This is a genomic window from Nocardioides sp. CER19 (genome assembly GCF_029846275.1).
Lineage (GTDB): Bacteria > Actinomycetota > Actinomycetes > Propionibacteriales > Nocardioidaceae > Nocardioides.
This window is the reverse complement of the sequence record NZ_JARVWS010000003.1, coordinates 544,438-559,239: the sequence shown is the minus strand read 5'-3', so window position 1 is coordinate 559,239 and position 14,802 is coordinate 544,438. Positions and strand designations below refer to the sequence as shown.

The window sequence follows — 14,802 nt, the reverse complement described above, 5'->3', positions numbered from 1 at the left end:
CCGCCGACTTACGCAGACGGCGGGGCTTTGGCTTTCCCCCAGGAATTTGTCGATTCATGGGTATGTCTGCGCGGAGACTGGGTACTCGGCGTCAGCCCCGCCGACTCACGCAGACGGCGGGGCCTGGCGTTCCGGCACTTCGCGGTCGGGACGTACGGAATGGGGCTGGTGACCGAAGTGTCACGGTGACCCTTTGCGGTGTGGGTGACACATCCGAACGGTCACCCGACTCGCGAACGGTCACCGTGACACTTTGGCGGACGGCGACGCAGCGGCCGCCCACCCTCAGAGCCAGCCGTTGCCCTCGGCGGTGAGGACCGCCTCGGCACGCGTCGCCGCGCCGGTCTTGCCGATGGCGGCGGACAGGTGGTTGCGGACGGTGCCCTCGGACAGGAACAGCCGCTTCGCGATCGTCGCCACCGTCGACCCGTCCCGCGCGGCGCGCAGCACCTCGGTCTCCCGTGGCGTCAGCGGCGACTCGCCGGCGACCAGGCTGTCGGTCGCGAGCTGCGGGTCGACGACGCGCAGGCCCCGGTGCACCTTGCGCACGGCGTCCGCCAGCTCGGCCGCCGGGGTGTCCTTGACGACGAAGCCGTAGGCGCCCGCCTGCAGCGCGCGGCGCAGGAAGCCGGGCCGTCCGAACGTGGTCACGATGAGCACCCGGGTGCGCGGCGCCTTGGCGCGCACGAGCGCCGTGGCGGCGATGCCGTCCATGCCCGGCATCTCGACGTCGAGCAGCGCGACGTCGGGCCGGTGCTCGAGCACGGCGGGCAGCACCTCGTCGCCCGAGCCGACCTCGGCGACGACCTCCAGGTCGGGCTCGAGGCTGAGCAGCGCGGCCAACGCGCCCCGGACCAGCGCCTGGTCGTCGGCGAGCAGGAGCCGGATCGTCGGGGCGCTCATGCGCACACCTGCAGGCTGAAGCCCGGCTCGAGCGCCCGGGTCACGACGGTCGCGCCGACCGCGGCCGACCGCTCCCGCAGGCCGGTGAGCCCGGAGCCGTCGACCGAGGACCCCGGCCCGCGGCCGTCGTCCCGGATCTCGGCGCTGCTCGGGGTCAGCACGATCTCGCAGGACCGCGCGCCGGAGTGCCGGATGACGTTGGTGACGCCCTCGCGCACCGTCCAGGCGAACAGCTCGCGCAGGTCGGTCGGTACGTCGTCCGTGCTCTGCGGCAGCCGGGCCTCGATCTCGGCGGCGCGCAGTGCCTCCCGCGCCCGGGCCAGCTCGCCGGGCAGGGTCAGCTCGCGGTAGCCGCTCACCGCCCGACGTACGTCGGCCAGGGCGTCGCGTGAGAGCCGCTCGAGGTCGGCCAGCTCCGCGCGGGCGCGGTCGGGATCGGCGTCGAGGAGCCGCTGCGCCAGCTCCGCCTTGACGGTGATGACCGTGAGGGAGTGGCCGAGGATGTCGTGCAGGTCGCGGGCGAACCGGTTGCGCTCGCTGTCGACGGCGAGCCGGGCGTTCTCCTGCTCGGCGCCGATGAGGGCGGCGTTGCGGCGCACCACGGTGCGCATCCCGAAGATCGCGAGGGAGGCGGCGGAGATCCCGAACGCCAGGCTGATCTGGTTGCCCCAGCCGGCCGCCGCGCTGAGACCGAGCGAGCCCAACACCAGCACCGCGATGACGGCGAGCGCGAGGCGTACCGACAGGACCATCACCGACGCCACGGCGATGTAGACCGTGCAGGCCAGCCCCCGCTCGCCCAGGCAGGCGACCATCGCGGCGCCGAGGAGGACGAGGGCCGCGAGGTAGGGGGCGGTGAACGACAGCGGCGGGTCCAGCGCGCTGACGGTGCGGTTGGCGCGCATCCGCGCCCACAGCGTCATGTAGGCGCCGGCGAACGCGACGGTCGCGACGATCCCGAGGAGACCCCAGGCCTTGTCGCGGTTCTCCCAGCCGTATGCGAGCGGGTCGAGCAGGAAGAACAGCCAGATGCCCGCGAACAGCGGGCCCAGCCGCCCGATCTGGGTCGGTTGGGCCCGCTGCTCGCTCACGGGGGAAAGGCTAGTCACACCCGGGCCGTGTCCTTGCTCATCCGCCAGGCGGCCCCGGCCACGAAGATCCCGAACCAGGCGATCGCGTTCACGACCGCGAACCAGGGCAGGTCGTGGGTGAGGGGCGCACGGGCGACCTCGGCGACGCCGTACATCGGCGTCCAGTAGGCGACCTGGCGCACCACCTCGGCGAACTGGTCCAGCGGCCAGAACACACCGCCGAGGAAGGACAGCAGCGCCAGGCCGGGGCCGAGGATCTGCATGGCGTTCTCGCTCGGCACCAGGTAGCCGATGAAGACCCCGAGCGCCGCGAACGTCAGCATGCACACGAGGGTGACGAAGGCGGCGCCGACCCGCACGCCGACCGGCATCTCGCCCTTGCCCTGGAGCAGGCCGACGACGTTGACGGCGGCGATCGCGAGGCCGCCCATGCAGAGCGCGACGATGGCCTTGGTCATGATGTAGGCGACCGGGTGCAGCGGCGTGAGGCGCAGCTGGCGCGACCAGCCGAGGGCGCGCTCGACGGCGACCATCGAGCCGGTGGCGGCCGCGGTGAGGGCGGCGCCGTAGAGCGCCATCGAGATGATGAGGTACGCCGCCACGTTGCCCGACCCGACCCGGTCGTCCCACCCGGCCTGGTTGCCGACCGTCAGGAGCAGCGCCGCGGGCAGGATCAGGGTGAACACGATCGTCCGGCGGTTGCGCAGCATGCGGAACAGCTCGATCCGCAGCAGGGTCAGGCTGAAGCCGCCCATCCGCGGAACGCGGCGGCTGGTGACGTCGACGGTGGTGGTGCTCATGCGTCTGCTCCCGTCAGGCTGAGGAAGGCCTCTTCGAGGTTCTTGGAGGTGATCTCGAGGTCACGGGCCGGCGTCTGCGTCAGCAGGAACCGCGCGACCTCGTCGGAGTCCTTGGCGTGGACCAGCACCTGGTCCCCGCGTACGTCGACCTGGTCGACGCCCGGCAGGGCCGCCAGCGCGGCCGAGTCGGCGTCGCGCCAGGTCGCCCGGACGGTCCGGCCCTCGGCGAGCGCACGGATCTCGGCGCCGGTGCCGTCGGCGACGATCCGGCCGTGGCTGATGAGCACGATCCGGTCGGCGTACTGGTCGGCCTCTTCGAGGTAGTGCGTCGCGAACAGGACCGTGCGGCCCTTCTCGGCGTCCTTGCGGATCGCGGACCAGAACGCGCGCCTGCCCTCGACGTCCATGCCGGTGGTCGGCTCGTCGAGCAGCAGCAGCGCCGGGTCGGGCAAGAGCGCCATCGCGAACCGCAGCCGCTGCTGCTCGCCGCCGGAGCACTTGCCGACCTTGCGGTCGGAGATCGCGGTGATGCCGGCGTTGGCCAGCGCCTCGTCGACGGGCATGGTGTCGGCGAACAGGCTGGCGGTGTACTCGACGGTCTCGCGGACGGTGAGGTCCTTGAGGAGGCCGCCCGTCTGCATCACGGCCGACACGAGACCGTGCGCGATCGCCTGGCGCGGCGCCATGCCGAGGACGTCGACGCTGCCGCCGGTCGGCTGCGACAGGCCGAGGACCATGTCGATGGTGGTCGTCTTGCCCGCGCCGTTGGGGCCGAGGAATGCCACGACCTCACCCTGGGCGAGCTCGAGGTCGATGCCGCGGACCGCGTGCACGGGCCCGAAGTCTTTCGTCACGCCGCTGAGGCGCACGGCAGGAATGCTCATGGGACGAGCATCGTGCCTCGATGGATCAGACGCTTAGCGCGTCGGTCACGACACGCGGATGACATCTGTCAGGGTCAGCGCGGGTGGACCCGCAGGATCACGTCGCGGCCGTCGCCGTTGTCGGTCGTCACGAACAGGTCGCCGTTGGGAGCGACGACGGCGGTCCGCAGCCGCCCGTGGCCGGTCAGCTCGGTGCGCTCCGCGAGCAGCCTTCCGGAGAGGGAGAAGTGGAGCATGATCAGCTTCTGGTTCTTCAGGGCCGCGACGGCGAGCCAGCCTCGGAAGCCCTTCCACTTCCGGCTGTTGGGGACGAACGTCCCGCCGCTGGTCGCGTCGGTGGTCGGACCCGACGACCAGCGGGCGTCGATCTGCGTGCCGGGGAGCGACTGGTCGGTCATCGGGACCGACTCGTTGTAGCCCGGGACCGGGTTGTAGCCGTAGTCGCCGCCGGCGACCAGTCGGTTGACCTCGTCGTCGCGGGAGGTGCCCTGCTCGATCGACCAGAGCGTGCCGTCGCGGCGCTGGGCGAGGCCCTGCACGTTGCGATGGCCGTAGGTGTAGACGAGCCGGGTCTTCGCGTTGCTGCTGCTGCGGAACGGGTTGTGCCGCCACGGCCGGCCCGTGAACCGGTTGACCCGCAGCGTCTTGCCCCCGAGCGAGCCGAGGTTGCGCGGGTTCGTCCCCGTCGCCGCGTCGCCCGTCCCGATGAGCAGCGAGCCGTCGCGCGTGATCAGCAGCCGGCAGCCGCCGTGCCGCCCGCTCGTGGACGGCAGCCCGGCCACGAGGGTGCGGACCGGTACGGCCTCGCGCAGGTGCTTGGTCAGCCGCCAGGCGATCACGCGGACGTCGTGCGAGGCCGACGTGCCCCAGCCCTGGCAGGTGTAGATGCGGTGGTTGCTCCTCCAGCGCGGGTCGACCTCCAGGCCCATCAGGCCGGTCTCACCGCTCACCCAGAGGTGCGAGCCGACCAGCGGGATCGTGCGCCGGTGGCCGTGGCGGATGACGCTCAGCCGCGCCCGGGACCGCTCGGTGACGAGCAGCCGGCCATGGGGGAGGGCGGCGACGTCCCACGGATGGTCGAGGCTCCCGGCCACGACGCTGACCGACAGGCGGGGGAGCGCGGCCCCCGCCGGTGGTTCGGCGGCCGTGAGCATGCCGGCGACGAGAAGGGTGACGAGCAATCCGAGTCGGACCCGCATGGGTCGACGGTACGCCCTCGGCGAGCACGGAACCGGCTCCACTTCACGCACAGCCGGCCCGCGGGGATTAGCCCTCCACAACCGGCCGCTGGGGTTCGTCGCGGTGGTCAGGCGCTCGACGCACTCGAAATGCGCCGGCGTCCGATCTCCTCATCATCGGCACGCGCACTCTCCAGGAGTACGACGGCGCCAGCCACGACGTGGCGCTCGGACGGCCCCACGATGCGGGCCGGATCGAGGTGTGGCACGACCTGTCCGGGCGTCCCTGTTCACCGACGCCGGGACGACGGTCCTCCGGTCGCGCATCGGCCTCCCGGGCGAGGAGGTCGCCTGAAAGGCCTGAAAGACGGAGCCTTCGGCCAGCCTGATCGCTCAGGACGTGGCCGAAGGCTCCATCTTTCTCGACGTCCGGTCAGAAGGTGTGCTCGGGCGCGGGGAAGGAGCCGTCCTTCACCTCGGCCACAAAGCTGCGGGCCCCGTCGAGGATGGCCGAGCCGAGGTCGGCGTACAGCTTCACGAACCGCGGAACGCGGCCGGTGTTGAGCCCGAACGCGTCCTGCCAGACCAGCACCTGGCCGTCGGTCTCGTTGCCGGCGCCGATGCCGATCGTCGGGATGGTGAGCTCCTTGGTGACGCGCGCGGCGACCTCGCCCGGCACCATCTCGAGTACGACGGCGAAGGCGCCGGCCTCCTGGACGGCCCGCGCGTCCTGGAGCAGTCGCTCCGCCGCGTCGCCGCGACCCTGGACCCGGTAGCCGCCGAGCGTGTGCTCCGACTGCGGCGTGAAGCCGATGTGGGCGCAGACCGGGATGCCGCCCTGGGTGAGCTTCTGGATCTGGGGTGCCATCTCGACGCCGCCTTCGAGCTTCACCGCGGCGACCTCGGCCTCCTTCATGAGGCGGGCGGCGGAGAGGTAGGCCTGCTCGGGCGACGCCTGGTAGGTGCCGAACGGCAGGTCGCCGATCACCAGCGCCCGCTTGGCGCCGCGGGTGACGCCGCGAGCCATGACGATCATCTCGTCCAAGGTGACCGGCACGGTCGTCGAGTAGCCCATGACGGTGTTGCCGCTCGAGTCGCCGACCAGCAGGGTGTCGACCCCGGCCTCGTCGAAGAGGTGGGCGGTCATCACGTCGTAGGACGTCAGCATCGTGAACTTCTCGCCCGCCTCCTTCCACGCACGCAGATGGTGGGTGCGGACCTTCTTGACCGCCGGGGCGCTTCCGCTGGTCGAGCCTGTCGAGACCCCGGCGCCGTAGGGCGCGGCCTCTTCGGGAGTACTGCTCATCATCGAGCCTTTCGTGACATCTCGCGGCTCCCTGATGGAGTCCACGGACCGCCATCCACGCTAGTCCGACGACCGGCCAGCGCGCGCTGTGTCGATCGTCACGGCATGCGCCGTTCGAGCGCGTGGTAGCCGACCCCGAGAGCCGCCGCCAGGACGGGCCACGCCGCGAGCGGCGGCCGGAGCGGGATCCGGGAGGTCTCACGGCCGCGCGCGGCCCTAAGGTCGGTGCCATGGAGGTGCGAGTGGCGATCGCCGACGACGTCGATGCGGTGATCAGGGTGGGCACGGAAGCGTGGTGGGCGACGTACGCGCCGCTGGCCGGCGACGACTACGTCCGCTCCGGGATCGAGCGCTGGTGGAGCCGCGAGGCGATCGCCCGCGGCATCGAGACCGGACGGACGCTGGTCGCCGAGACGGACGCCGGGGTGATCGGCATGGCGTCGTGGTCCCTGCTCGAGGACGACGATGCGGTCATGCTCTGGAAGCTCTACGTGCTGCCCGAGGCGCAGGGGAGCGGCGCGGGCCGGGGGCTCGTCCACGCGGTGGTGGTCGCGGCCGGCGACAGGCCGGTCCGGCTGACCCACGTCGTCGGCAACGCGGGGGCGCACGGGTTCTACGAGCGGCTCGGGTTCCGCGAGACCGGGCGCAAGCCGAGCCCGATCCGCGGCGGGCCCGAGGAGATGTGCATGGAGCGGCCGGCCACGACGGCTCCCTAGACTCCGAGCGTGGACTTCTACTCCGCCTACGCCCACGGCTTCGCCCGCGTCGCCGCCGTCACGATGCCGATCGCGGTGGCCGACCCGGCGACCAACGCCCGGACCGTGATCGAGCAGGCGCGAGCCTGCCACGAGGAGGGCGTCGCGGTCGCGGTGTTCCCGGAGCTGTGCCTGTCGGGTTACGCGATCGACGACCTGTTCCTCCAGGACACGCTGCTCGCCGGCATCGAGGCGGCGATCAGCGAGATCGTGGTCGCGTCTGAGGCGCTGCGGCCCGTGATCGTCGTCGGCGCACCGCTCGTCTACGGCAACCGGGTGCTCAACACCGCCGTCGTCATCAACGGCGGGGAGGTGCTCGGGGTCGTGCCGAAGTCGAACCTGCCCACCTATCGGGAGTTCTACGAGCGGCGCTGGTTCGGCCCGGGTGACGACATCGACGACGTCGTCACGCTCGACGGTGTCGACGTGCCGATCAGCCCGCGGCTGCTGTTCAAGGCCAGCGACGTCCGCGACCTCGTCGTGCACGTGGAGGTCTGCGAGGACATGTGGGTGCCGGTGCCGCCGAGCGCCGAGGCGGCCCTGGCCGGCGCCACCGTCCTGTGCAATCTCAGCGCGAGCCCGGTCACCGTGGGCCGCAGCGAGAGCCGCCGCCAGCTGGTGCAGAGCAGCAGCCTGCGCTGCGTGGCCGCCTACGTCTACACCGCCGCTGGCCCGGGGGAGTCCACCACCGACCTGTCGTGGGACGGCCAGACGATGGTCTACGAGATCGGCGACCTGCTGGGGGAGTCCGAGCGGTTCCCGGACGGCGCCCGGCGGACGGTGGTCGACGTGGACCTCGGCCGTATCCGGGCCGAGCGGCTGCGGCAGGGCACGTTCGACGACAACCGCCGTGCGGTCGACGTCGACGACGAGTTCCACGTGGTCGACTTCGTGCTCGACCCGCCCGAGGGTGACCTGGGGCTGCGCCGCAAGGTCGACCGGTTCCCGTTCGTCCCGGACGACGCCGACCGGCTCGCGCTGGACTGCTACGAGGCCTACAACATCCAGGTCTCCGGGCTGGAGCAGCGGCTACGGGCCATCGGCGGCCCCGACTACTGGCCGAAGATCGTCATCGGCGTGAGCGGCGGCCTCGACTCCACCCACGCGCTCATCGTCGCGGCCAACGCGATGGACCGGCTCGGCCGGCCGCGCAGCGACATCCTGGCCTTCACCCTGCCCGGCTTCGCCACCTCCGACGAGACGAAGGGCAACGCCGTCGCGTTGATGGAGGCGCTCGGGACGACGTACGAGACGATCGACATCACGCCGTCGGCGCGGCAGATGCTGCACGACCTCGACCACCCGTTCGCGGGGGGCGAGCCGGTCTACGACGTGACGTTCGAGAACGTCCAGGCCGGGCTGCGGACGGACTACCTGTTCCGCGCCGCCAACCAGCGCAGCGGGATCGTGCTGGGCACCGGCGACCTGTCCGAGCTCGCGCTCGGCTGGTGCACGTACGGCGTCGGTGACCAGATGTCGCACTACAACGTCAACTCGGGTGTCCCGAAGACCCTCATCCAGCACCTGATCCGGTGGGTGATCTCGACCGAGCAGTTCGACGAGCGCACCGACAAGGTGCTGCAGACGATCCTCGACCAGGAGATCAGCCCCGAGCTGGTGCCGGTGGAGGCGGGACAGAAGCCGCAGAGCACCGAGGCCGTCGTCGGCCCCTACGCGCTGCAGGACTTCAACCTGTTCCACCTCGTCCGGGAGGGCGCCCGGCCGAGCAAGATCGCCTTCCTGGCCTGGCACGCCTGGAGCGACGCGGCGGCGGGCGAGTGGCCGCCCGGCTATCCGGCTGCCAACCACGTCTCCTACGACCTCGGCGAGATCAGGTCGTGGCTGGAGGTCTTCATCAAGCGGTTCTTCGCCAACCAGTTCAAGCGGTCGGCACTGCCGAACGGGCCCAAGGTCAGCAACGGCGGCACGATGAGCCCGCGCGGCGACTGGCGGATGCCGTCCGACGCCTCGCCGGCGGCGTGGCTACACGACCTCGAGCAGGTGCCCTTCTTCTGACCGGTCACGCGGCGCGCAGCGCCGCCCAGGCCAGGGCGGCGAGCGCGCCGGTCGACGTCACCGTGCGGGCGACGTTCCACCGCACCCAGGTGGACTCGAACGCCTCGCGCGCCGCGGCGGGGTGCGCGGCGGCCTGGTCGAGCGCGTCGTTGAGCGGCACGTTGGCCGCGCCGGTGATGACGACGGTCAGGACGGCGAGACCCAGGCCGGCCGCCAGCCAGGGGCGGTTGGGTCCCGTGGCCACCGCGGCCGCAGCGAGGAGCGGAGTGCCGACGAACGTCGCCATGAAGACCGGGTTCACGATCGCCTGGTTCATGTGGGTGAGGGCGCTGACGAACGTCTTGTCGTCGGTGCGGGCCATGCCGGGCATGACGCCGCACGCCCACACGTAGTAGGTGCCCGCCTGCAGGCCGGCGGCGACGGTGGCGAGGAGCGGGACGAGGGTGCGAATGGTCATGACCCCAGTCCAGTCGGAGCCGGCGTACGGCGACATCGCCACGCGCCGCGCCGACATACGCGATCGTCTACGCTCGGCAGCCGTGGACGGTCTGTCGGCGGTGCTCGAGGGTCCGCGGGCGCGCGGTGCGTTCCTGGTGCGCTGCCTGATGGGGGCGCCGTTCGCGCTCCGGATCGCCGACGAGGTCCCGCTGAGCCTGACGGCTGTCGTGAGCGGCAGGCCCTGGGCCGTGCCGGACGGTGCGCCGCCGGTGGCGCTCGCTCCCGGCGATGTCGTCGTCGCGCTCGGAGTGCCGCACTGGACGATCGCCGACGCCGCCTCGACCCCGGTGACGGCGACGATCATGCCCGGGCAGCAGTGCGTCGCGCCGGACGGGCGGCGGCTCACCGAGGAGTACGACCTCGGCGTCCGCAGCTGGGGCAACGACCCGGCCGGCGAGACCGTGCTGCTCAGCGGGTCCTACCTGCTGGAGGGTGAGGTCAGCCGCCGGCTGCTGCGGTCCCTGCCACCCCTGTTCGTCGTCAACGAGGCGGAGCTCGGCTCGCCCCTCATCGGGCTGCTCGACGCCGAGATCGTGCGCGCCGAGCCGGGCCAGGACGCCGTCCTCGACCGACTGCTCGACCTGCTCCTCATCGCCGTGCTGCGGGCCTGGTTCTCGCGGCCGGACGCGCGGCCGCCGGGGTGGTACGTCGCCCTCGGCGACGAGGTCGCCGGTCCTGCCCTGCGGCTGATGCAGGAGCGCCCGGAGGAGTCGTGGACCGTCGAGGACCTCGCCGCCGCCGCGCACGTCTCCCGCGCGGCGTTCGCCCGGCGCTTCGCCGCGCTCGTCGGCGAGCCGCCGCTGACCTTCCTCACCCGCTGGCGACTCGCGCTGGCCGCCGACCTGCTCGCCGATCCGGGGATCACCCTGGAGGCCGTGGCGCGGCAGGTCGGCTACGGCACGCCGTTCGCGCTGAGCACCGCGTTCAAGCGGGAGTACGGCGTCAGCCCGCGCGAGTTCCGGAGCCGCGCCGGCTGACCCGCCCGCGCCCGGCCCGACGTCGTACGACCTGGTCGCCGCGGCGACCGAACCGCAGGACGTCCGGGTCTACCAGTGGAACATCGTGCCGTCGCGCAGCCGGTTCACCGGCAGCGAGGCCGGCTGGTAGGGGTACTGCGCCGCCTTCTCCAGGTCGATGTCGACGCCGAGGCCCGGCGCCTCGCCGACGTGGAGCATCCCGTCCTCGAAGCGATAGGAGTGCGGGAAGACCTCGTCGGTCTCGGGGGTGTGCGGCATGTACTCCTGCAGCCCGAAGTTCGGGATCGCGGTGTCGACGTGGAGCGCAGCGGCGAGGCAGACCGGGGACAGGTCGGTCGCGCCGTGGGAGCCGCTGCGGACGTCGTAGAGCGCGGCCAGGTCGAAGATGCGGCGCAGGTGGGTGATGCCGCCGGCGTGCACGACGGTCGTGCGGATGTAGTCGATCAGCCGCTCGCGGATGAGCAGCTCGCAGTCATAGATCGAGCTGAACACCTCGCCGGTCGCGATCGGCGTGGTGGTGTGCGCGCGCAGGTGGCGATAGCCGTCCTGCATCTCGGCCGGGACCGGGTCCTCCATCCAGGTGAGGTGGTAGGGCTCGAGCTCCTTGCCCAGTCGGGCCGCCTCGTTGGGGGTGAGCCGGTGGTGGACGTCGTGGAGGAGCCGGGGGAGCGGGCCGAGCTCACGGCGTACGGCGGCGAAGAGCTGCGGCACGTGGTCGAGGTAGGCCTCGGTGTCCCAGACGTTCTCCGTCGGGATCGCCGAGTCGGCCGGCTCGTAGGCGTGCGCGGCAGCGGTGGCCACCCCGCCGATGCCGTACGTCGAGTCCAGGCCCGGGATCGCCGACTGGACCCGGACCGCCCGGTAGCCGCGCTCGAGGTAGCCGGCCGCATCGGCGACCGCCTCCTCGACCGTCGCACCTGAGGCGTGGCCGTAGACCGTGACAGCGTCGCGGGAGCGACCGCCGAGCAGCTGGTAGACGGGCAGGCCGGCGACCTTGCCCTTGATGTCCCACAGCGCCGTGTCGACGCCGGCGATCGACGTCATCGTCACCGGGCCGCGGCGCCAGTAGGCACCCCGGTAGAGGTAGTGCCAGGTGTCGTCGACGCGCAGCGGGTCGCGCCCGATGAGGAGCGGCGCGAGGTGCTCGCGCAGGTAGGAGACGACGGCGAGCTCCCGGCCGTTGAGCGTCGCGTCGCCCACGCCGGTCAGGCCCTGGTCGGTGGTGATCCGCACGGTGACGAAGTTGCGTCCGGGGCACGTGACGATGACGTCGACGTCGGTGATCTTCATCGGCTGAGCTCCTTCGTGTGCTCGAGGACGGCCGCGACGAGGTCGGGGTCGTCCGGGAGGGTCGGGTCGAGGGCAGCGAGCACCCGCGGCACCGCGTCCGGGAGCGGCCCGGTGGCGCAGGCCCGCAGCTCCTCGGCGCGCGGGTCCGTGAGGGGTGCGCCGTGGCCGCGCAGGTGCGCGACCCAGCCGCCGAGGGCCCGGGTGCCGGCGCAGCCGGGGCGGCCGGCGGCGCGTTCGGCGCGCAGCACCGGCAGGACGCGGACGGGCAGCTTCTGGGAGCCGTCGGCGGCGATCTGCGCGAGCAGGTGCCGGATGGCCGGGTTGGCGAACCGCTCCCGGAGGGCGGCGCGGTAGTCGGCCGTCGGCAGGGCGAGGTGGCGGGCGGCCTCGTCCCACCACTCCTCGACCCAGCCGCGGCAGCGACGGTCGGCGACCGCGTCGGCGACCGTCTTGTGCCCGACGGCGCCGGCGGCGTAGGCCAGCAGGGAGTGGGCGCCGTTGAGCAGCCACAGCTTGCGGGTCTCGTAGGGCGTCACGTCGTCGACGAACCGCGCCCCCGCCGCCTCCCAGGCGGGTCGGCCACCGGGGAAGTCGCCCGCGAGCGTCCACTCCGTGAACGGCTCGGTGACCACGGGACACGGGTCGTCGACACCGGTGAGACGGCGTACGACCTCGACGTCGTCGGCGGTCGTCCGCGGCGTGATCCGGTCGACCTCGGTGTCGACGAACGACACCTGCCGCTCGATCCACTCGGGCAGCTGCGGGTCCAGGTCACGGGCGACCTCGGCGGCCAGCTCGGCCACGACCCGGCCGACCGCGGCGCCGTTGCGGCGGAGGTTGTCGCACGGGACGACCGCGAGCGGGCCGCCGTCGGCGTCCGCGCGGGCGGCCAGGGCCGCGACGAGGCGGCCGGGGACGCTCCGGCAGGCCGCGGGATCACGACGGCGCAGCGCGGCGAGGTCGGCCGCGACCTCCGGGGCATCGACGGCGAGGCCGCCGTCGGCGCTGCGGTGGTACGCCGCCTCCGTGACGGTGAGCGTCAGCAGCCGGACGACCGGGTCGGCCATGGTCGCGAGCCAGGTCGGGACGTCGCCGCCGGCATGGACCCGGCTGAGACACCCGATCGTGGACGCCTCGTCGCCGTCGGCACTGCGGCGCAGCAGCGTGTAGAGCCCGTCCTGGGCGGCGAGCTGCTCGGCCAGGCCGGCGCGGCGGCCGGTGAACGCCGCGATGCCCCACGCGTCCGCGTCCGGGGCGAGGTCGGTGTAGGCGGCCTGGTGCGCGCGGAAGAACGCGCCCAGCCCCAGGTGGGCGGCGGCCACCGGGGCGGCCGGCCGGCCCGCTGCGGCGCGCGAGAGGCGTCCGGTCACGGCCGGAACGCCCGCCGCGGCTGGTCGTCCACCAGGCCGACCGCCGTGTCGCGGGTCTCGGCCACGAAGCCCGACGCGCCGCGCCGACGTGATTCGGCAGCCGGTGGTGGGGAGCTTTCGTTCACGCATCTCCTCGTCGTCGGGCGGTCTGCCGCCCACCCCGCCGCCCCCGTGCGGCGTGCGTCACGCGACCGTAGGCCGGGCGGCGACCGATGGCAACCGATGGCAACCGATGGCAACCGTCTGCCAGGCGTCGGGGCGCGAGGGCGCACGGACTCGGCGCCCATCGCAATGAAGGCTGTTGCTCCATTTGACGAATATGAAGCTATTATCTTCATATGTCGGTAATTCAGGTGTCGCTCATCGGCGACCTGATCGGGTCGCGCACCGCCGGTGAGCGGACCGCCCTGCACGCACGCCTCACCGCGGCGCTCGACCGCGTCAACGCCGAGGTGCGCGCCGCCGTGCCGCTGCGGATCACCGTCGGCGACGAGTACCAAGGCGTCTACGCGGACCTCGGCTCCGCCTTGCGTGCGACCCTCCGGCTGCGGCTCGCGCTGCTGCCGGAGGTCGACGCGCGCCACGGGGTCGGGCGCGGCACCATCACCGTCCTCCGGGAGGAGCCGCGGGTCGAGGACGGTCCGGCCTGGTGGGCCGCACGGGAGGCGATCGAGACGGTCGAGTCGACCGAGCGGAGGGCGGCGCTGCGCGGGCTGCGGACGGCGTACGTGCCCAGTGAGGGGACCGGGGGACCCGACCCCGACGGCGTCAACGCGGCGCTGGTGCTGCGTGACCAGCTGCTCCACGAGGCAGGTCCCGAGTCCCTGTCGGTGCTGTCGGGGATGCTCGCCGGCATGAGCCAGAAGGAGATCGCCGCCGAGCTCGGGGTGACCGCGTCCGCCGTGTCGCAGCGCGTACGCCGCGACGGGCTGGCGGCCCTGGTCAGGGCCGACGAGCTGCTGGGCCGGCTGGCGTGAGCTGGCTCGCGCTGCTCCTCGTCGGGCTGGGCATCGCCGACCTGGGCCATTCCGTGCGACCGGTGCGCTGGGTGCCCGAGTGCGTCGGTGCCGGCGTCGTGGTCACGCTCGGACTGCTCGGCGGCCTCACCTCGCGTGCCGACGTGGTCGCCTGGATCGTCATCGCCCTCGTGGTGATCGGCTGGGGTCGGGTCGTCCGCGAGGGGTTCGGGCTCGGCCGCCCGGAGTGGCCGCTCGCGCTGGTCGGCGGCGCGGTGCTCGCGGCCATCCTGGTCTCACCGCTCGCCGGTCACGTCGACGGGCCGTTCGCCGACTGGCTCGGCGAGCTGCCCTGGGCCCGCGCCGCGGCGGCGAACCCCGACACGGCGCTGCTGGTCCTCGGCGGGCTGCTGGTCCAGCTCTCGACCGGCAACGTCGTCGTACGGCTCGTGCTGGCGGCGACCGACACGGTCAACCCGGCCCGCCCCGACCGGGACGCGAGCGCACGCCTCAAGGGCGGGCGGCTGCTGGGGCCGATGGAGCGACTCGTCATCTTCGGTCTCGGCCTGAGCGGCTACGTCACCGCGGCGAGCCTCGTCATCGCGGCGAAGGCCCTGATCCGGTGGCCCGAGCTGCAGTCGTTCCGCGACGCCGGCGGGTCCGAGGGGCCGACGATCGACGAGGTGACCGAGTACTTCCTGGTCGGCAGCTTCGTCTCGTGGCTGGTCAGTCTCGGGACGCTGGTGATGGTGGCGTGACCACGCCGCCGGCCGGGACC

The 14,802-nt window shown here is 72.8% G+C and carries 14 protein-coding genes; 5 read left to right on the top strand and 9 right to left on the bottom strand.

Annotated features, from left to right (window positions below; all coding sequences use genetic code 11):
* Nucleotides 1–285: 285 nt before the first annotated feature.
* The 6 genes from QDS12_RS18145 to panB form a co-directional block, all read right to left on the bottom strand.
* Complete coding sequence (locus tag QDS12_RS18145; protein WP_279881577.1) at nucleotides 286–903, bottom strand: response regulator transcription factor; 618 nt, start codon at nucleotides 901–903, stop codon at nucleotides 286–288.
* Complete coding sequence (locus QDS12_RS18140; protein WP_279881575.1) at nucleotides 900–1,994, bottom strand: histidine kinase; 1,095 nt, start codon at nucleotides 1,992–1,994, stop codon at nucleotides 900–902. The genes QDS12_RS18145 and QDS12_RS18140 overlap by 4 nt, the downstream gene beginning before the upstream one ends.
* Before the next feature lie 14 nt (nucleotides 1,995–2,008).
* Entirely contained in the window at nucleotides 2,009–2,794 is a 786-nt protein-coding gene (locus tag QDS12_RS18135) for an ABC transporter permease (RefSeq protein ID WP_279881573.1), read from the bottom strand.
* On the bottom strand, nucleotides 2,791–3,678 hold the full coding sequence (locus QDS12_RS18130; protein ID WP_279881572.1) for an ABC transporter ATP-binding protein: 888 nt from the start codon (nucleotides 3,676–3,678) through the stop codon (nucleotides 2,791–2,793). The genes QDS12_RS18135 and QDS12_RS18130 overlap by 4 nt, the downstream gene beginning before the upstream one ends.
* A gap of 74 nt (nucleotides 3,679–3,752) precedes the next feature.
* A complete protein-coding gene (locus QDS12_RS18125; RefSeq protein WP_279881569.1) occupies nucleotides 3,753–4,877 on the bottom strand; it encodes a PQQ-dependent sugar dehydrogenase in 1,125 nt (374 codons plus the stop codon).
* A gap of 412 nt (nucleotides 4,878–5,289) precedes the next feature.
* Nucleotides 5,290–6,165 (bottom strand): 3-methyl-2-oxobutanoate hydroxymethyltransferase, encoded by an 876-nt coding sequence (gene panB, locus QDS12_RS18120; protein WP_279882205.1) that lies wholly within the window; start codon nucleotides 6,163–6,165, stop codon nucleotides 5,290–5,292.
* Between the two features lie 227 nt (nucleotides 6,166–6,392).
* On the opposite strand from panB, the gene QDS12_RS18115 reads away from it, so the two are divergent.
* Nucleotides 6,393–6,878, top strand: coding sequence for a GNAT family N-acetyltransferase (locus tag QDS12_RS18115; RefSeq protein WP_279881567.1), 486 nt, complete (start codon nucleotides 6,393–6,395; stop codon nucleotides 6,876–6,878).
* A gap of 9 nt (nucleotides 6,879–6,887) precedes the next feature.
* On the top strand, nucleotides 6,888–8,933 hold the full coding sequence (locus tag QDS12_RS18110) for an NAD(+) synthase (RefSeq protein ID WP_279881564.1): 2,046 nt from the start codon (nucleotides 6,888–6,890) through the stop codon (nucleotides 8,931–8,933).
* Nucleotides 8,934–8,937: 4 nt separating this feature from the next.
* Here the strand turns inward: QDS12_RS18110 and QDS12_RS18105 are convergent, their stop codons facing one another.
* Entirely contained in the window at nucleotides 8,938–9,390 is a 453-nt protein-coding gene (locus QDS12_RS18105) for an anthrone oxygenase family protein (RefSeq protein ID WP_279881561.1), read from the bottom strand.
* Here QDS12_RS18105 and QDS12_RS18100 point away from each other — a divergent pair.
* Nucleotides 9,389–10,408, top strand: a complete 1,020-nt coding sequence (locus tag QDS12_RS18100; protein ID WP_279881559.1) for a cupin domain-containing protein — start codon at nucleotides 9,389–9,391, stop codon at nucleotides 10,406–10,408. The two genes, QDS12_RS18105 and QDS12_RS18100, sit on opposite strands and share 2 nt — an antisense overlap.
* Before the next feature lie 69 nt (nucleotides 10,409–10,477).
* On the opposite strand, the gene manD is transcribed toward QDS12_RS18100, so the two are convergent.
* Both manD and QDS12_RS18090 read right to left on the bottom strand, forming a co-directional pair.
* On the bottom strand, nucleotides 10,478–11,698 hold the full coding sequence (manD, locus tag QDS12_RS18095) for a D-mannonate dehydratase ManD (RefSeq protein ID WP_279881557.1): 1,221 nt from the start codon (nucleotides 11,696–11,698) through the stop codon (nucleotides 10,478–10,480).
* Nucleotides 11,695–13,068 (bottom strand): mannitol dehydrogenase family protein, encoded by a 1,374-nt coding sequence (locus QDS12_RS18090; RefSeq protein ID WP_279881555.1) that lies wholly within the window; start codon nucleotides 13,066–13,068, stop codon nucleotides 11,695–11,697. Before QDS12_RS18090 ends, manD begins: the two co-directional genes overlap by 4 nt.
* A 338-nt stretch (nucleotides 13,069–13,406) precedes the next feature.
* Between QDS12_RS18090 and QDS12_RS18085 the strand changes: the two genes are divergently transcribed.
* Together QDS12_RS18085 and QDS12_RS18080 are read left to right on the top strand one after the other, a co-directional pair.
* Complete coding sequence (locus QDS12_RS18085; protein WP_279881552.1) at nucleotides 13,407–14,045, top strand: SatD family protein; 639 nt, start codon at nucleotides 13,407–13,409, stop codon at nucleotides 14,043–14,045.
* Entirely contained in the window at nucleotides 14,042–14,782 is a 741-nt protein-coding gene (locus QDS12_RS18080) for a hypothetical protein (RefSeq protein WP_279881550.1), read from the top strand. The genes QDS12_RS18085 and QDS12_RS18080 overlap by 4 nt, the downstream gene beginning before the upstream one ends.
* Nucleotides 14,783–14,802 lie beyond the last annotated feature (20 nt).